We start from the raw sequence: 18,877 nt of genomic DNA on the forward strand, positions 1-18,877 counted from the left end.
CTAAGCGTTCGCGAACGTGAGGGAAGGAGAGAGAGAGAGAGCAGAGAAAGGGGTGTGTGTGTGATGGACCGCGCAAGGGAACGGAGCAACCTTTATGGCTGGGCATTGGGCTGGTCCGCCGTTGCGGCAACAACCGTTGCCACCGCATACGCCGCAACCCCTTCGCCGGCTCCAATCGGCCCCAAGCCTTCGTGGGTAGTGGCTTTCACGGAGACGCGTTGGATGCTGATGCCAAGCGTGGCCGCGATTGTTTCCCGCATCTGCTCACGGAACGGGGCGATTTTTGGGCGTTCCAGCAGCACCATGCAATCAACATTGTTGGGGCGCAGCTGCTGCCCCCGTAACAACGCCACAACGGCTGCAAGAAGTTCCACCGAGTTGGCCCCGCTCCAGCGTGGATCGGTATCGGGGAAGTGGCGGCCAATGTCCCCCAGGGCTGCCGCGCCAAGCAAGGCATCGCACAGCGCGTGCAGGATCACATCGCCGTCGGAGTGGGCAATTGGACCGGCGGGGGCATCGGGGATATCCACCCCGCCCAGCCGCAACGGGCGGCCCGCTTCCAACCGGTGAACGTCGTATCCAAAACCAGAAAGCATGGGGAAGAAGAATCGCGTGGAATGTTGGCGCGGCTACCGGCGGACTTTCACGAACCACAGTTCGCTGAGCGACAGCTCGACCGAGAGTTTCCCGAAGGCTTCGCGGGTTAGGCCGTTGTCGGTGGTCCCGCGTGTGCCGAACTGAAGCGCGATGTCCATTGCTGGGTTGGCGTTCAACCGGTTGTAGGCCGCAAGCGGGAACCCAACGCCAAGCGTAAACCCAAGCTGCGTGATAGCTCCGTTGGAGGTCAGGTAGTAGGTGTCCTCGTACAACGCCCCCACCCGAAAGGTCCAGCGGTCCAACCCTTCGGCGTTGATGGATTCGCTGGCAGCGTATTGGTAGGCCACCCCGTAGCGTGTTGCCGATGTTGCGGTTGGCATCGCGGCGCTGCTCCAATCTTGCAGGCTGACCTCGGTGCCCAGGGTGCTGCGGCCCATCCGGTACGACGCGCCAACGGTTAGCCGTTGCGGGACGGTAAGGTCCGCGGTGTCGGTGGCGGTGGTGTCAATCACTTGCCCGGCGGCATCAAGGTAGTTGTTGATCAGAAGTCGGGTGCGGCTTAGCGTCACGCCAGATTGCAGGGTTGCGCCAAGCTGCAACCCTTCCGCCGGGCGAACCTGCACGCCAAACCGTCCGCCAACCCCGCGATATTGGTCGCTGGTGAGGTAGGTGGCGGGGTTCAGCCCGGTGTTGTCGAACGCCACGTTGCTGCGGCTTTCAATCGCCCCAAAGTACCAATCCACCCCGGCTCCAATGGTCAGTTGTTCAATCGGTTTGAAGGAGCTTCCAATCACCGCCTGCGACACTCCCCCCGAGCCTTGTTTGGTGGTGGTTGCAATGGCGGTGTCGGTTCCGGCAAGCGGGACCCGTTGGGTAAGTTGCGAGCGATAGTTCACCGTGGAGTATGGCCGGAAGAGCATCGCCGCCGTCACCCCGTACGCTTCCGAAAAAGGGAAGCCAATGGAGAATCCTTGCAACCTGGTGCTGTTTTGATAGAGCGATTGCGTGGCGGTGGAGACCTGGTACTGCTCAAAGTTCATCCCCGCTGCCAGCGTCACCGAACGGAGATCGGCCCAGCCGGCGGGGTTTAGGGAGTTCAGGTTCCCGGGCATTGGCATTGCCGATTCCACGCCGGCAAGCCCTTGCCCCGCAACGGAGGTGCTGGGCTGAAGGTCGCCAATGTTCAGGCTGCTGTAGGTGCTTCCGCCGCTGGTTTGTGCCAGTGCTGGAGCCAATCCCACCCCGCCCAACACAACCACAACGGCCAGCAATTGCATGATTCGTAGGTTCATCGTGATGCCTGGGTTGAGTAGGTGATGGTGACCGTTGGGCGAAGCGACGGGTCCGCAGCATCGTTCCCAAAAAAGACCAAGCGATCCACGCTGCTGGCCTCGGTATTGGAGGAGAGCACGCCCCGGTCCAGCCCCAGAACCAAACCATAATTTGGCGACCCTCCGGTCCCGCGAATGGCCTGCAGCCACTCGGTGAGTAACGGGGCCATTCCAACGTAGCGGAATTGGTCGGTGAAGTTGACGGAATCTTGCGCGATGCGGTATCCTGTCAGCCGCAATTTTGTGTTGGCAAGGTAGGTGCTTTGGCTCAGCGTGGCCACATCCCCCAAGTAACCAACCATCCGAGTGGTTGCGCCAACGCTGCCGTAGCGGGAGTTAGCGGTGTCAATCCGCAATTCCAGTTTGGTTTGGTGGATGGTGGCGGTGGCAGGGATGGAGTCCAGCCGCAATTTCAGAAGCGTGCGGACCGGAGCGCCGCCGGCAAGGGTGATTTTGCTCGCGCCAATCGGAAGCGATGCCGGATATTTTGCCACCCAGTTGGAAACCCCTGCGCGCACCGTGTGGCTGGTGTCGGCAAAGGTGATCTTCAGCGTTGGGCGGAGCGTGTCCAGCGATGCGGTGCTGGTTGCACCCAGGAAGGAGACGATCCGGTGGCCATCGCCGCGTGCCCGCAGTGCCAGCGTTTTCACGATGAAGATGGTATCGGTGGGGGTGGTGCTGTTCGGGCGAATCTGGTAATAGCTTCGCAGAAAGTCGGTTGCGGCGGCAAGGTTCAGCTCAAAGTTGATCACCGTCGAGTCTGGATAGTTCCCGCTGAAGCTGCCGATAACCGGGGCCGATGCAATGCGCGCGGCCAGCAGATCGCTCCACTGCTCGTTGGGTCCGAAGGTGCTGTCCAACGCCACAACATCAAAACTGATCTCCCGCCCCGAGTCGCGGGTGGAGCGGTAGTTTAGCGGGCGCATCTGAAGCTCCACTTTGGTGATCTGCCGCGCAGCATCTTTGAACAGCGGCGAGGTCTCCGTCACCGACAGAAGGCCATGAGCCACGGTCCCATCGTCATCCCGGCCAACCAGCACCGCAGCGTTTCCGTTGGATGAGCTGTTGGAGACCGCAGCAAGGTCGCTGGTCACCTCAATCTCCTCCGGATGCAGGGTGTAGGTGGTGAACTGGACGTTGTTCGGGATATAGTCATCGCCAATGGTTGTGGGGTTGTCGTTGCAGGCACCAACAAGCAGTGCCAGCAGCATCCCCGCCAGCGGCGGAAGGATCGTGTGAATGGTTCGTAGGTTCATGCGGTCAATCTAAAATCGCCATCGTGCTGTGGCAAGGGGGAAAACGGGAATCGCCCGGGGGAGCAATCGTCCCCAACGCTCCCGCTCCGTTGCGGCGGAGCCATTGGCCCTGTTATCCCTTCCGGTACAGGTTGTTGACGTACTCTTCGGCCGAGGCTTTCCAGGAGTTGTCAATGGCCATGATCGCTTTCACCAGGTTTTCCCATTGCTCTTCCATGCGGAACAGCTCAATCACTTTCTGGAGGGTTGCCACCAACCCTTCGGTGGTTAGGTCCTCGATAAAAAAGCCGTTGCCCGATTCCTTCTTTGGGTTGTACTCCTCGATCGTGTCCAGCAATCCGCCGGTTTTGGCCACCACGGGAACGGCCCCGTAGGCTTGGGCGTACAGCTGGTTCAGCCCGCACGGCTCGAACCGCGACGGCATCAAGATTCCGTCGCTTCCGGCCTGGACCAAGTGGGCCAACTCTTCGTCGTACCCGTGGAAAAAGCCGATGTTCTTGTATTTCTTGGAGGCCCGGGTCAGCACCGTTTCGTACTTCTTCTCCCCTTCCCCCATAAAAACAAATTGCGCGGGAAGCGCGGCCAATTTGTCAATGGATTCGCAGATCAGGTCGTAGCCTTTTTGCTCAACCAACCGGGCGATCATCCCAAAGATTGGGGTGTCCAAGTCGGCATCCATTGCGAAGCGGTTTCCGAGCGAGGTCTTATTCTCGAACTTCGCTTCCAAGTTGGCGGCGGTGTATTTCTCGGAGATCAGTTTATCGGTGGCGGGGTTCCAGACCTCGGTGTCAACGCCGTTGACGATCCCCCACAGTTTCTCCCGATGCTTCTTCACCACGCTTTCCAGCCCGCAACCATACTCCGAAGTCATAATTTCCTTTGCATACCGTGGCGAAACGGTGTTGACGGCATCGGCGTACGTAATTCCGGCTTTCAGGAAGTTGGTTTTTCCGGCGTGCTCCATTGCTGGGGCAAGGTGCGCCGGCAATCCGGTTTTGGCGAACACGCCGGCGGGGAACACCCCCTGATATGCCATGTTGTGGATGGTCAGCAAGGTGCGGGTGTGGGCGAACATCGGGTCCTTGCCGTACATCTCCTTCAAGAACATTGGGATCAGCGCCGTTTGCCAGTCGTTGCAGTGGATGACATCGGGTCGCCAGCCCAGCCGCAAGCAGGTTTCCAACGCAGCTTTTGCAAAGAAGATGAAGCGTTCGTCGTTGTTGGCAAAATCCTTCCCGGTCTTCGGGTCGGTGTAGATTCCTTTCAGCGGCTCCAAATACTTGTCGTTGGTGACAAGATAGACCTGTACTTTTGCACGGGCATTAACAACCTGCGAGCTTTTTACAACCGCGATGGTCTCCTCCCCGGCAACCTCCATCGGAATCTCTTTCAGCCGCTTAATCTCATGGATTCGGTTCCTACGTTCGGAAACGGAGCCATATTTGGGGATAATCAGCCGGACGTCGTGGCCAAGCTCGGTCAATGCCAACGGAAGTGCCGCGCTGACATCGGCCAGCCCGCCGGTCTTTGCGAACGGCAGAACCTCGCTGGTAATAAATAGGATACTAAGGCTTTTTGCCATGTGTGAATGCGGGAAGGAAAAGGGAAGTTCTTTTGCGAAACGGGCAAATATACGGAATGCCCGTGGGTGGGCATGGCGGTTTGGTGGCGCGGAAACGTTAGTTTTTGCTATCCAATCGGTGGCGGCGTGGTGCGTGCGGCGCGGATCACAGCCGCAGGGAAATTCCCCGGGAGCGGTTCCTTCCTTGATCGAATACCCATAATTTTTTCCAATCTGACGTACCATGAGCAACGTTCGCGAACACCTTGCCAGCTCCATTTTTCCCCGGCTGAATTGCCGCCCTTTTCTGCAGGATGCTGAGTATTCCGCCACGATTCGGGGGCTGGTTCGCGATGGAGTGGTGGGGGGATTTGTGCTGTTCGACGGCAGCGCAAGCGATGCCCGCGAAACCGCACAGCAGGTCCAAGAGCTTGCCGGCGGGACACTGCTGCTTGCCGCCGATTGCGAGGACGGCATCACCATGCGGTTCCCGGGCGGAACGGAGTTCCCCAGCATGATGGCCCTGGGCGCGGCCAACGATGTTTCGGTAACCTACACCGTTGCCCAAAGCATCGCCGACGAGATGCGGGAGTTAGGGGTCTTCTGGAATTTTGCCCCCGTGGCCGACATCAACACCAATCCCGACAACCCGATCATCAACATCCGCGCTTTTGGCGGAACGCCGAAACTGGTGGAGGAACACGTGGTGGCCTATCTGCGCGGGACCCAGGACCGCGGGGTTGCCGCCTGCGTGAAGCACTTCCCGGGCCACGGCGACACCTCGCTGGACTCCCACCGCGAACTCCCCTCGCTCCCGTTCGATGCAAAACGATTGTGGGAAGTGGAGCTTCGGCCCTTTGCCGAGGCGGTCCGCTGCGGGGTGCGCTCGGTCATGTCGTCGCACGTGGCGGTTCCGGCACTGGATCCATCGGGCGTGCCGGCATCGCTTTCGCCAATCCTGACGGAGCGATTGCTGCGGGGCGAGCTTGGTTACGACGGCATCATCGTCACCGACGCGCTGGATATGCACGCGGTCACGAAAGGGTGGGGCGACGGCGAGGCCTCGGTGCTGGCGTACCTTGCTGGGAACGATGTGCTGGAGACAATGCCGAACCCCCGCGCAACCCTTGAAGCCTTGTGCCGCGCCGCCGAATCGGGCCGCATCACCCCAAAACGGATTGCGCAAACCACCGAACGCCTTGCCAGCTTGCGGGAATGGATCCAAAGCAAAGCCAGCGCGCCCCGCTCAACGCCGCAGTCGCGGGGGCTGTTTGCGTTGGAGGCTGCGCGGCGTTCGCTTCGGGTTCGGGGTGAGTTTTCCCACCCGGGCGCGCCGCTGTTCGTGCTTGGGTTCACCGACGCGCTGGAGAATCCGAAGCCGGAAGAATGGTTCCTCTATTTCTCAAGCTGGTATCCCGAGGATGCCGACGTTGCAGTGGTGACGCGGGAGGTTAGCGCGGCGGACCGGGCAGAGATCAGGAAGAAGATGGAGGTTTCCGGCGGGCTGCTGCTGGCGTTGTTCGTGAAGCCACGCGGCTACGCCGGAACCGTTGGGTTAAGCGATGACCAGATGGAGTTGCTTCGGGACCTTCCGCTGCGGCCCACGGCGTTAATCAACTTTGGCAATCCCTACCTGCTGACCGATCTAGACACCACGCTTCGGATGGATGCTTTTTCGGCATCCTCCCCCAGCCTTGCTGCTTCCATCGAATACCTCTCCCGCGCCTACAGCGACCTTCGCCCGCACCGGTAGCCACCCCGACCTTCGTCGGGATTGATAACAGGTCTTCAGCCTGTGGCGACTGCGCAGGCTAAAGACCTGCGCCTACCCCGATTCAGGTCTGCGCAGGCTAAAGACCTGCGCCTACCGTGACTCAGGTCTTTAGCTGGCAGGGAATGGCGGTAACATCAGATAACAGGTCGTTGGTTGGTTGTGAGCTACTTTTGTGGCAGTTATCAACTTCCTAACCAACAACCACAAGCATCATCAATCGCATGGCAAAGAAGCTCAAAGAGTACGCCCCAACCACCTATCAAGATTTCAGCAAACCCGCCGTCGCAAAAAAGCAGCAGCAGGCAATCGCCGATGTTCGGAAGAAGTTCGGCAAGCAATACCCGCTGATTATTGACGGCAAAAAAGTGATGACCGCGAACACGCATCCTTCGGTCAATCCGGCAGCAATCACCGAGGTTTTGGGCAACTTCTCGATGGCCACCAAGGACCACGCCGAAGCCGCAATCCAAGCCGCAGCAAAAGCGTTCGAGAAATGGAAGAACGTGCCCGCCGAGGAACGCGCCGCCTACCTGTTCAAGGCCGCCGAAGTGATCCGCCAGCGCCGCAACGAAATCAACGCGTGGATGATTAGCGAGGTGGGGAAAAACTACCTTGAAGCCGATGCCGACACCGCCGAAGCCATTGATTTCTTGGAGTTCTACGGGCGCGAGATGCTTCGCTACGGCGGACCGCAACCGGTTACGCCAAACCCTGGGGAGCAGAACCACTTGGTCTATCTTCCGCTGGGCGTGGGCGCGGTTATTCCCCCGTGGAATTTCCCCTTCGCCATTCTTGTGGGGATGACCTCGGCAGCGATCGTCACCGGCAACACCGTGGTGCTGAAACCCAGCAGCGACTCCCCGATGATGGGTTGGCTGTTCGTGGAAATCTTGAACTCGCTGGGCTTGCCGAAAGGGGTCGTAAACTTTATCCCTGGCGATGGTGGTGAGATTGGCGATTACATCGTGGACCACTCACAGATCCGTTTCATCAGCTTTACCGGATCGGCTGGCGTTGGCAAACGAATCTACGAACGTGCAAGCCGCACCCCCGACAACCAACTGTGGCTGAAACGTGTGGTGGCCGAGATGGGGGGGAAGGATGCGATTATCGTGGATAGCGAAGCGGACCTTGAAGATGCCGCCAACGGCGTTGTTGCCGCCGCGTTCGGGTTCCAGGGGCAGAAATGCTCCGCCTGCTCGCGTGCCATTGTGGACCGGAAGGTGTACGACCAATTTGTCCAGATGGTGAAAGAACGGGTGGAGAAGATTGAGGTTGGCGACCCGAAGGAGAACAAAGCGATGGGACCGGTGGTAAGCCAGCGCGCATTCAACACCATCCAGAAGTATATCGAGATTGGGAAGGGAGAAGGGAAACTGGTGACCGGAGGGGGCATTGTGGAAGGTGCGGCGGGGTGGTATATCCAACCAACGGTGATTGCGGGGGTGAAGGCCGGCGCAACGATTGAGCAAGAAGAAATTTTTGGCCCGGTGCTGGCCATCATCAAATCCCGCGACTTCAACGACGCATTGAAGATTGCCAACGGGACCAAGTACGGCCTGACCGGTGCGGTCTATACCGAAAACAAGGAGAAGCTGGCGCGTGCCGCCGATGAGTTCTTTGTGGGCAACCTCTATCTGAACCGCAAATGCACCGGGGCGTTGGTGGGTGTGCATCCGTTTGGCGGCTTCAACCTTAGCGGAACCGACAGCAAGGCCGGCGGGCGCGATTACTTGCTGCTGTTCCTGCAAGCCAAGTCAATCGCCACAAAGGTGAAAGCCACGGGGCAGGCAAAGAAGGCAGCTGCAAAAAAATCCGCAGCGAAGAAGCCCGCCGCTGCCAAGAAATAACCGAGCCACGATTGCCGGAGCAATCAAGCATTCAGAAAGGCCCTGCACATTCTGTGCGGAGCCTTTTTTTATGGCTTGCGGCGGCTTGTAACCTCCCACGGCTGCATATTGTTCTTCCTTCGGTCCTCAATCATTCAAACGGAGTTTTTTCCATGAAACGAATTTGCCACTGGGTCCCCGTTGCTGTTGCCATGCTGGTTGCTCCGGCGGTGGTGATGTCGCAGGCCATTACCACCCGCGGCATCATCCGCGAAAAGCTGAAAGTGCTGCCGGAACAGGTGAAAGAGTCGCCCCAGGCGGAACAGCCAAATGGCCTGGAGGAGATTCTTCGGAAGTTTCTATCATCAGAGGCCGAGCTAACGGTCAGCAAGGATAGCGCGCCGGAGTCGGAGGTTCACGCGGCGATTAACCCAACCGACAGCAACAACATTGTGGTCTCACCCATTCGGTACGCGGCCCAGAGTTTTACCACGCCGATCTACTACACCAAGGACTTCGGCAAGACGTGGAAGAAAAGCAGCTACAACCCCGCCCCAGCCGAAACCGGAACAACAGTGATTGGCGGCGGCGACCCCATCTTCGCCTTCGATGCCGATGGGAAGCTGTACTACTCATGGATTAACCTCTACGTTGTCGGTTTTGATTTCAGCAATCTCCGGTGGGCACTCTCCTGGGCATACTCCAACGATGGTGGCGAAACCTGGGTCCACGACCAGGGGATGCAGATTGCCTTCAGTTCAGGGATAACATTAGGTGGCAGCAACGCGGCCATTTACGACAAGCAGTGGATGACCTGCGACATGACCAACGGCCCCGGCCGCAACACCCTGTACGCCGCATTCCTTGAAGCAGTGGGAACAGAGACGAAAATCAGCTTGCGGGTAAAGCCCCCGGGGGATGCCCCTTTTTCCACAACCTCAGTTCCCGTCTCCGGCACAGATTTTACGCAAGTGCAGTTCAGCAGCATTCAGGTGGACCGCAGCGGCGGGGTGCACGTCTCCTTCTTTGGGACAAAGGATAACAGGAACTGGGCGATGTGGCACGCGGTTTCCACCAACGGCGGGGGGAGTTTCGCGGTCCCCAACAAGATCAGCGATGTTGTCTTCCCCGGGCAGTTCGACCCTGAACTTGATGACAACCCCGGCAGGCAGATGGACTCCATCACCGGAATCTTGGCCCAGCGGATGTACCCTTGCCCCCACATCGCCATTGATAACGGAACCGGCCCCAACGCCGGGAATCTCTACGCCGTGTGGACCGCCAACGGCATCACCAGCAAGCTGGTTCGCGGCTTAGATATCTACTACTCCCGCTCAACCGATAACGGCGCAACCTGGACCCCAGCGGTGGTCCTGAACAACAACAGCGACGAAACCCCCACAAGCCAGTTCTACCCCAGCATCAGCGTCAGCCCGCAAGGGTTTGTGGCCGTCACGTGGTACGACCGCCGCAGCGATACCCGCGAACGGAACACGGAGTATTACATGACCTACTCCTTTGACGGAGGGAAGACCTTCATCAACGATTTTCCAGTGTCGGAAGCTCCGTCGGACTTCACAACGGTTGGCCGTCGCAATGGAGGGTTCGGGATTGGTGAATACACCCAGGTGCTAACCACCAGCGGCTTCGCAATCCCCGTCTGGGCCGATGGACGCACCGGAAATGGGGACTTGAATATCCTTGCGGCACTGGTTCCCCTTTCGCCAGAAGGGGGGATCACCGGGGTGGAACGCGCCGCCGCCGTCACCGCAGGGATGCAGATTGCCAGCATCGAACTTCAAACCGACCAGCTGATGGTTCGCTGCTTGGTGGACCACCCCCGGCATCTGCGCCTCCGCATCGTCACCATGCTTGGCCAGGAGGCCGCATCGGTGGATGCTGGCGTTGTGGAATCGGGAGAACATTGGCTTCGCGCCAGCATGGCAGGGTTGCCTTCGGGGAGGTATTTCATCCAATTGGAGTCGGAGCATGGCGCGGTTTCCGCCGCGTTCGTGCTGGTGCGGTAAACCCGCTGGCGAAATTTTTTTTGGAGGGGGGTGAGAACTTTCGCCCCTTTCGTTGTCTTTATCAGTGACACTGCGTCGCTACTTGAGGGGGTCCGTAAGAAAACTATCTCGGCTGAGATTGGCGAATCCGGTTTTGGAGGGTACTGCGAACGAATCCAACGGATGGGCTTCCGATAGCGAACAACCGGTACTTCTTCACCAGTACCGTTCCGATGAGCAAGCGGTTTTCCCACACAACCGCGTCACGATCTTCCCATCTGCCCCGGCTGGCAACCCCCAGCCGGGGCATTTTTTTTGCCCTGATTTTGCATTTCAACACGCCTGATCCCGCCGCAGAAATAGTAGCTTTGCCACCGGTTCTTCCACGATAGCAATCCAAGGGCACACACATGAAGGATATGATCCGCATCGCTTCCGGCCAGGGGTTCTGGGGCGACCTGCTTACCGCGCCGATTGACCAAGTCAACAACGGCCCGATTGATTACCTGATGATGGATTACTTGGCCGAAGTGACCATGTCCATCGTCCAAAAACAAAAGCTGAAGGACCCGAAGCTGGGCTACGCCAAGGACCTGATTTCCACGATTGACGCAATCCTTCCGCAGCTTGTTCAGAAGAATATCAAGCTGATTACCAACGGCGGCGGCGTAAACCTTCAGGCCTGCCGCGATGCCATTCTGGAGGTTGCACGCAAGCATGGCCTAAGCGTCAACGTTGGCGTGGTGACCGGGGATGACATCCTGGAGAGCATTGATGAATTGATGGAGCAAGGGGCCCAGCTTAAAAACATGGAGAGTGGTGAATCCGCCGAAGAAGTGCGCCACCGGCTGCTTTCCGCGAACGTCTATTTGGGGGCCGCGCCGATTGTGGAGGCCTTGCGTGGCGGCGCGCAGATTGTTATCACCGGGCGCACCACCGACACCGGCTTATGCCTTGCCCCAATGATCCATGAATTCGGCTGGAGCATGGACGACTGGGACCGGATTGCTGCGGGGACAATCGCCGGGCATATCATCGAGTGCGGCGCGCAGTCCAGCGGCGGAAACTACATGGAGGATTGGGAAAACGTCCCCGACATGGCGAACATCGGGTTCCCGATCATCGAGGCGTATCCCAGCGGTGAGTTCGTGGTGACGAAGCACCCGGGCACCGGCGGGCGCGTTTCGCGCGGGACCGTGGCCGAGCAATGCCTGTACGAAATTGGCAACCCAACGGAGTATATCACCCCCGACGTTGTGGCCGATTTCACCACCATCAACCTTGAAGATTTGGGGAACGACCGCGTTCGGGTCCACGGGATCAAGGGGCGGCCAAATACTCCATTCTTCAAAGTCTCCATGAGCTACTCCGACGGATATTCCGCCTTCGCAACGCTGACGTACGCTTGGCCCGATGCCATCCGCAAAGCCAAAGCTGGCGATGCAATCCTGCGGGCACGGTTGCAGAAACTTGGGCTGGAGTTCGATGAAGTCCTGACGGAGTTCGTGGGCTACAACGCCTGCCACGGACCCCTGTCGGAAGCCGCCAACCCCGACCCCGAGGAAGTGATGATGCGGATTGGCGTGCGCGGCCCAGACTTCAAAGCGGTGGAACGGTTCGGGAAGGAGATTGCGCCGCTGATTTTAACCGGCCCGCCAAACGTCACCGGGTTTGCCGGCGGACGCCCGCGCCCAAGCGAAGTTGTGGCCTACTGGCCCGCACTGATTGATAAAACCCTGATAAATCCCCGCGTGAAAGTGGAAGTGGTGGAGTCGCACGCTGCCACGCCAGCCCAATAGAAATCCCGGAAACCCGGTATGGCCAAATCCCTTGTCATCGTCGAGTCGCCGGCAAAGGCGAAGACTATCAACAAGTACCTCGGCAGTGAGTATATCGTCGAGGCCTCGGTTGGCCATGTCAAGGATTTGCCAAAGGGTGGACTTTCCATTGATGTTGATGCCGGGTTTGTTCCCACCTACGAGGTCATCAAAGGGAAGCGCGACGTGATCGAGCGGCTGAAAAACCTTGCTTCCCGTGCCGAGACGATCTTCCTTGCCACCGACCCCGACCGCGAGGGGGAGGCGATTGCCTGGCATATCGCCCAGGAGATCAAGGCGAAGGGGAAAAAAATCCGGCGAGTGCTGTTTAACGAGATCACCAAAAGCGGCATCACCGCCGCCATGCGCCAACCCCGCGACATTGACCGCGACCTTGTGGCGGCCCAAGAAGCGCGCCGCGTGATGGACCGCCTGATCGGCTACAAAGTCTCCCCCTTCCTCTGGAATCGTTTCCGTGGGGAGTCGCGGGGGTTGTCGGCGGGGCGGGTGCAGTCGGTGGCATTGCGGCTGGTGGTGGAGCGCGAACGAGCCATCAACTCCTTCATCCCGATTGAGTATTGGTCGCTGATTGGCCACTTCCGCACGGGGAAAGGGGAGGAGATCACCGCAAAGCTGATCCGCTACGCCGGGGAGGAAATCCGCAACCCCAGCGGATCGGCCACGGAGCTGAAGGAGGAGGCAAAACGGAGCTTCATCGCCACCCGCGAAAACGCCGAACGCCTGCAATCGCGTGCCGTGAAGGAATCGTACGCGATCTCCCACGTTTCCAAAAAGGAGGTCCGCCGCAGCGCACCGCCACCCTTCACCACCAGCACGATTCAGCAAGATGCCGGGCGGCGGCTTCGGTTCAGCACAAAAAAGGTGATGGATCTGGCGCAAAAACTTTACGAAGGGGTGGAGCTTGGTGCACAGGGGCTAACCGGCCTTATCACCTACATGAGGACCGACAGCACCCGGGTTAGCGAGGAAGCGGTGGGAATGGCCGAGGAGTTCATCTACGAAAATTTTGGGAAGGAATACCTGCCACAAGGGGGAAAGGGGAAGAAGACGGCGATCAAAAAAAAGGGGGATTCAACGGTCCAGGATGCCCACGAAGCAATCCGGCCAACCAATCTGAAGATCACCCCAAAAGAAGCACGCAAGCACCTGGATCGCGACCTTGCCGCGCTGTACGAATTGGTCTGGAACCGGTTTGTTGCCAGCCAAATGGCCGACGCGCTGTTCGACCAAACAACGCTGGATATTGAAGGGGGGCCGTTTGTGTTCCGCGCCACCGGGCGCATCACAAAGTTCCGAGGGTGGATGCAGGTGTATGGCGATGAGGAGGAAGAGAAGGAGAAGGAGAAGGAGAAGAAAGAGGCCAGCGGCACCGCCGAAGTAAAGGATGCCAAGCAGAAGCGGGGGAAATCGGCAAAGTCCGCCACTCCCCAGCCCGATACCGCCGACCCCGACGACGACGCAGCCGACCGCGACCGCATCCTTCCCGATGTGAAAGAAGGGGAGCCACTGACGATAGAGTCGGTGGATATTCGCCAGAGCTTCACCAAGCCGCCGGCCCGCTACACCGAAAGTCTGCTGGTAAAGGAGATGGAGGCCAAAGGGATTGGGCGGCCCAGCACCTACGCCAACATCATCCAGACTATCCAGGACCGGGGATACGTGGAGCAGCGGGAGCGGAAGCTGTACGCGACCGAGCTTGGCATGAAGGTCTGCGATGCCCTTGTGGTGGGCTTCCCCGCGTTGTTCGATCTGAAATTTACCGCGAAGATGGAGGAGGAGCTGGACACCATCGCCGGCGGAAAAACCAGCTACCTTGAGGTGATGCGGAAGTTCTACCGCCCGCTGACTGTTGCGCTTGGCGCGGCAGGAAGTCTAGCCCCCGGGGGAGCATCGGGCGGTTCGGCGGAAGGCCGACTGGCCAGCGGAAAAGCAACGCGCAAAAAAGCAAAGGAGCTACCCAGCGGGGAAGGGGAACAGCCCGAACGGAAGCGGCCCGGAAAACCGAAGGGCACCCCAACCGACACCCGCTGCCAGAAATGCGGCGCGCCGATGGAGCTACGCGAAGGGAACTACGGTCCATACCTTGCTTGCACCGGATTCCCGCAATGCCGGAACATCATCAACGCCACCCCCGACGGCAAACCTCGCCAGCGTGGGGCTGCCGAGCCGCAATCCGCCAAAGCCGCCCCGCCGCCCACCGGAATCACCTGCGAGCAGTGCGGCGCGCCGATGCTGAAACGCAGCGGAAAGAATGGTGAGTTTTACGGATGCAGCAACTATCCAACCTGCCGCAACACCAAGCCCGTTCCGCTTGGGATCAAGTGCCCGCAGTGCGGCACGGGGGACCTTGCCCAGAGGGTGGGGGGGCGGTACAACAGCACTTTCTACGCCTGCACCCGCTACCCCGAATGCCGATTTACCAGCAGCGGGAAACCGCTCAACCAGCCATGCAGCAACTGCGGCAACGCCTGGACAACCGAAGGCTGGGACCAGTACGACGGGGCAATGATTGAATGCCCAAAATGCAAAGCGCGGAAGCCGAAGGGATAGATGGAAACCACCGTGATAGAAGGCGCAGGAGTTCTGCAAAGCATCACCCTGCTGCGTGCGGACCCAGCCGAAGCAATGCCCGAACGCACCGAGCGCGATGCCGTGCTGCTAACGTGGGTGGCCGAAGGAAGCTGGGCCGTGCGCGACACGTTCAACAACGGGGCAACGGTCTTCCCGGGCGACGTGCTTCGGGTTGCGGCTGGCACGGGGATGACGATGGTGGAGGGCAATCCTTCGGCAACCGAGGGGGCGCGCATCGTCCAGCTGCGGATGCGGCCAGTGCGGGAAGCGATGATCCCGGGCTACGAGGTTCGCAATTTTTTCCCGGAGGAGATGGATTCTGCGCCGCTGCTGGTTGCCGCGCTTGCCCCGCACGGGGACCAGCAGGGCAACGTGGCGAACGCGTGCGCGGCGGTTCAACTCTATGCCCTTCGTATTTCCCCCGCCCATTCTCACCGGCTGTGTGCGGTGCCGGTCCAACGGTTCGTTATCCTGGTGGAGGGAACCGTGAGCATTGACGGAACGGAAGCCACCACCGCAATTGCCATTGCCGAAGGAAGAGAAGCACTGATTGAATCGCCAACCGGCGGAACGGTGGTGATCGTGCAGCTATAGCCCGCCCCTGATAGGCATTGTGGCCCGTGAAAACAGCAGCGGGTTGCGCCGAACTGGTGCAACCCGCTGCTGTTTTGTTTAGAACTCTCCGATGCTGCCGAATTATTCTTCGGTGGCTTCGGTTTCTGCCTCAACGTCGGATTCTTCTTCGACCTCGTAGTGGTCAATCTCTTCAATCTCGAACATCTCATCTTGCTGCTCCATCTCCCCAGTGCTCTCCTCGTAGAAGCCACGGATATTAGGATGGTGGCGGTTGATAAGGATAATGGAGTAGTCGTGTGGTTCGCCGTGCCGTTTTTCGATACGGATTGCTCCGGCATCTTCCAGCGTGTTCAGCATCGCCTTCCGTTCGAAGTCGTGAAGGTGGGGAAGCGCGTCGGAAAGTTTGCGAAGGAAGGGGCTAATCCAGACCTCGGCATGGTGGCCGTAGTTTTTCAGCAGAACATCCACGCACACTTGTTCTTCATGGTTGGTGAGTTCTGTTGCTTCGGCAAAGCTGCCGGTCATTCCGTCGCTTGCTTCCATGCCGTTATCCCACCATTCCCGTTCGGTGCCTGGAACCTCGGCATGGCGTTGTTTCCCACGTGCTCCGTTGCCGCGTGCGGATTGCTCCAGCTGGCGTTGGGCGTTGGGGTCGGCAGCAACCGCAACGTCAATGTAATGGGAAGGACCGATGAATTGCAGCATATCGGGCGAGATGCAGGTGCGAAGCGTGGCCAGGATCACGGTTCGCCCTTGGCGTTTGATATGCTGGACCAGCGGGATGTAGTCGCGGTCGGCACAGACGATCACGAAGGTGGTGATGTCTGGGCGGGTGTACAGAAGGTCCAAGGCATCAATGCTAAGCTGAAGATCGGCAGAGTCGTTCAGCCCTGTTGCGGCCACGTTGCGCGTCTCCACCCCCATTTCGTACAGGGTGCTTTGGATGCCGTTCCGTAGCTCCTCGAAATCGGCATACGCTTTTAGCGCGATGGCATTCTGGTTGAGTTTGCGGTCCAGCTGACGCTCGACCCCGCGGATGATGTCGCTGATGGAATCGGGAACAAGGGAAGACTCGTTCTGGCTGTTTTTCAAGTAGGAAAACAGGTTTCCATAATCAACGAATACCGCTGCGGTTGCACGCGATGCAGCAGCGGCGGCTGCGCGTGCGGCTGTGTTGTTGTTCATCACAGGTGAAAGAATAGATTGATGAAGAATGCCGCACGCACAACTAAAGCGTGCGGCAGTGTGTTGTCATAGTGACAGTTGTTGGAACTTCCCAGTTACAGGAGGTAGGGGGATTGCCAGAAACTGGTGAACCGTGAACCATATGCGGGCGCAAAATAGTTCCCCGGCTATCCTTGTGCAGCGGGCGGGATCATCATGTATGAAATTTTACAAGCAAACAACAGCGTTCCCCCAACTTACAGCATCCGCCGTAACCGCGCCACCGGAATATTCAGCTGTTCGCGGTACTTGGCAACGGTGCGCCGGGCGATGTTGTAGCCGGCCTCGTGCATCCGCTGGCTGATCTCGTCGTCGGATAACGGAGTTTTCTTGTTCTCCTCGTCAATCATCTCCTTAATCTTGGCCTTCACAATCTTGTTGGCCACTTCCTCGCCGGTGGCGGTGTGGAGTTTTTCGGAGAAAAAGTACTTCAATTCGAAGGTCCCGTAATCGGTCTGGACGTACTTTCCATTGACCACGCGGCAGACGGTGGAGATGTCCATGCCGATCCGTTCGGCAACGTCGCGGTAGATCATCGGCTTCAGTTGGTCGGGGCCGTACAGGAAGAACGATTCCTGCAAATCCACAATGGCCCGCATCACCCGCATCATGGTTTGCCGTCGCTGGTGGATTGAGGCAATGAACCACTTGGCGGCCTCCATCTTCTCGCGCAGGAATTTCTGGGCGGTGCGTTCGGCACTGCTCCGTTTTTTCCCACGCCGCATCATCTCCTGGTAGCTTCGGTTGATCCGCAGCGAAGGGATGTTCCGGTCGTTCGGGGTGATGATGATATCCTCCCCGTCGCGCTCCACAAGGAAATCTGGGGTGATGTAGTTGGTCTCGGTGATGGTGAACGAGCCTTCCCCAGGCTTCGGATTTAGCGAGCGGATCGCCTCCAACGCCCGCTTCAGCTCCTCCTCGGTGCATCCATGCCGGGCGCAGATTCTTTCGAAATGCTTGTGGGTGAAGTCGTTAAAGGTGTCGCGAAGGATTGCGTAGGCAAGGGGTGCGGTCGGGGAGCTGTGAAGCTGCGGCTCCAGCTGCACCATCAAGCACTCCCGAAGGTCCCGCGCGCCCACCCCAAGCGGGTCCAGCCGTTGTATCCGATGCAGCACCCCCTCGGCTTCTTCGTAGGTGAAGGCCGGCACATTGGGAAGCGGCTCCAGAAGCATTCCCCCCGCCGCCAATTCCTCCTGCTTTGCAGCCGGTTGCGAAGCAATGGGCGCACGCTGCGCTCCCAACGGCTGTGCTGCGGTCCCCATCTCCAAAATCTTCGCAAGCTCCTCGATAGACATCCGCGACATCTCCTCCAGCGAAATGGAGTCAACCCCGCGGACGGCGGGTGCTTCCTGTTCGTCGTCCTCGCCTTCTTCCTCAGCAACGCTGTCGTGGTGGGTGGGTAGCTGGTCGTCGGTGTCGTCGTCGTGTTCGGCCTGTTCCTGCAAGCGTGCTTGGCGGATTTGCGCGGCAATGCGTTCGCGGCCAAAGGGTTGGTCGGTTGCGGGGGCTTGGTAGCTGTCGAACCGCCCATCGCCGATTGCGGTTTCCTGCACGTACACCGTCTGGCTGGTCATGGCGATGAACTTGTTCAGGTCGTCCACCACCTCGTGCAGGTCGCGCCGCAAGTAGCCGTCGTCGTCAATGTTCCCGATAATCTCCTCGGCCAACACCAGCTCGTTATCGCTGATGGTCTGCATCCGCAGCTGCGCCAGCAGTTGTTGGGCAAAGGTCTCGTAGTCGCGTTGTGGTTGTTCTTCGTAGTCGTCCCCTTCCTGCCCGGCAAAGGTGGGTGCTTTGTAGCCATCGTAGTCGTCGGGGGCGTTGTAGTCAAGCTCGTTATCGGACGAACGTGCGTCCCCTTCAAAGTCGAAATCATCATCGCTATCGTCGTCGCTGCCGGAGCGTTCGCTTGGGGCAAGGTCTTGGTCCGGGGCAAAGTCCAACTCTTGGTCGAAGATGCCGGATTCTTCCAACAGTGGGTTGGCTTCCAACTCCTGTTTGATCGCTTGCTCCAGCACCGCAGTGGGCAGCTGAAGCATCTTCAGATACTGGACCTGCTGCGGCGTTACCCGTTGTTGTTGCGTTAGGATTGGGGAGAGTGTAATCATCACTCAAAGGTCATCAAAAAATGTTCGGATCAGGTTTCCATCGGTTCGGTTGTTCGCCTGTTGGTGCGGCGGCTGGGCGGCATCCAGGGCTGAACGTGGCCAAATATACACAGAAGGGGAGGCGAATTGGAAGCATTGGGGAAGGTACACGCCAACCGCAACCAAACGCCAAGCTGGTGGCGGAGGATGGGGGGGAGAAGGCCTTT

At 59.0% G+C, this 18,877-nt stretch carries 12 protein-coding genes; 6 read left to right on the plus strand and 6 right to left on the minus strand.

Annotated elements, in window-relative coordinates; translation table 11 throughout:
- Positions 1–92: 92 nt before the first annotated feature.
- The 4 genes from IPM61_11795 to glgA form a co-directional block, all read right to left on the minus strand.
- Entirely contained in the window at positions 93–596 is a 504-nt protein-coding gene (locus tag IPM61_11795) for a 2-C-methyl-D-erythritol 2,4-cyclodiphosphate synthase (protein MBK8911996.1), read from the minus strand.
- Between the two features lie 33 nt (positions 597–629).
- Positions 630–1,889, minus strand: coding sequence for a hypothetical protein (locus tag IPM61_11800; GenBank protein ID MBK8911997.1), 1,260 nt, complete (start codon positions 1,887–1,889; stop codon positions 630–632).
- Entirely contained in the window at positions 1,886–3,184 is a 1,299-nt protein-coding gene (locus IPM61_11805) for a hypothetical protein (GenBank protein MBK8911998.1), read from the minus strand. The genes IPM61_11800 and IPM61_11805 overlap by 4 nt, the downstream gene beginning before the upstream one ends.
- Before the next feature lie 112 nt (positions 3,185–3,296).
- Positions 3,297–4,766 (minus strand): glycogen synthase GlgA, encoded by a 1,470-nt coding sequence (gene glgA, locus IPM61_11810; GenBank protein MBK8911999.1) that lies wholly within the window; start codon positions 4,764–4,766, stop codon positions 3,297–3,299.
- A gap of 223 nt (positions 4,767–4,989) precedes the next feature.
- Between glgA and IPM61_11815 the strand changes: the two genes are divergently transcribed.
- From IPM61_11815 to IPM61_11840, 6 genes are all read left to right on the plus strand, one after another.
- Entirely contained in the window at positions 4,990–6,498 is a 1,509-nt protein-coding gene (locus IPM61_11815) for a hypothetical protein (protein MBK8912000.1), read from the plus strand.
- Between the two features lie 242 nt (positions 6,499–6,740).
- Positions 6,741–8,369, plus strand: coding sequence for an L-glutamate gamma-semialdehyde dehydrogenase (gene pruA, locus IPM61_11820; protein MBK8912001.1), 1,629 nt, complete (start codon positions 6,741–6,743; stop codon positions 8,367–8,369).
- 152 nt (positions 8,370–8,521) lie between these two features.
- Entirely contained in the window at positions 8,522–10,375 is a 1,854-nt protein-coding gene (locus tag IPM61_11825; protein ID MBK8912002.1) for an exo-alpha-sialidase, read from the plus strand.
- Between the two features lie 389 nt (positions 10,376–10,764).
- Positions 10,765–12,153, plus strand: coding sequence for a DUF1446 domain-containing protein (locus IPM61_11830; protein MBK8912003.1), 1,389 nt, complete (start codon positions 10,765–10,767; stop codon positions 12,151–12,153).
- Positions 12,154–12,171: 18 nt separating this feature from the next.
- Complete coding sequence (gene topA / locus IPM61_11835) at positions 12,172–14,742, plus strand: type I DNA topoisomerase (protein ID MBK8912004.1); 2,571 nt, start codon at positions 12,172–12,174, stop codon at positions 14,740–14,742.
- Complete coding sequence (locus IPM61_11840; GenBank protein MBK8912005.1) at positions 14,743–15,357, plus strand: pirin family protein; 615 nt, start codon at positions 14,743–14,745, stop codon at positions 15,355–15,357. It abuts the gene before it with no gap.
- A 102-nt stretch (positions 15,358–15,459) separates the two neighbouring features.
- Here IPM61_11840 and IPM61_11845 read toward each other — a convergent pair whose 3' ends face one another.
- Together IPM61_11845 and rpoN are read right to left on the minus strand one after the other, a co-directional pair.
- On the minus strand, positions 15,460–16,524 hold the full coding sequence (locus tag IPM61_11845; protein MBK8912006.1) for an NYN domain-containing protein: 1,065 nt from the start codon (positions 16,522–16,524) through the stop codon (positions 15,460–15,462).
- Positions 16,525–16,760: 236 nt separating this feature from the next.
- Positions 16,761–18,671 carry an RNA polymerase factor sigma-54 gene (rpoN, locus tag IPM61_11850; protein MBK8912007.1) on the minus strand — a complete coding sequence of 637 codons (1,911 nt, stop codon included), beginning with the start codon at positions 18,669–18,671 and terminating at the stop codon, positions 16,761–16,763.
- Between the last annotated feature and the right edge of the window lie 206 nt (positions 18,672–18,877).

It is taken from the genome of Chlorobiota bacterium (assembly GCA_016710285.1).
GTDB lineage: Bacteria > Bacteroidota > Ignavibacteria > OLB7 > OLB7 > OLB7.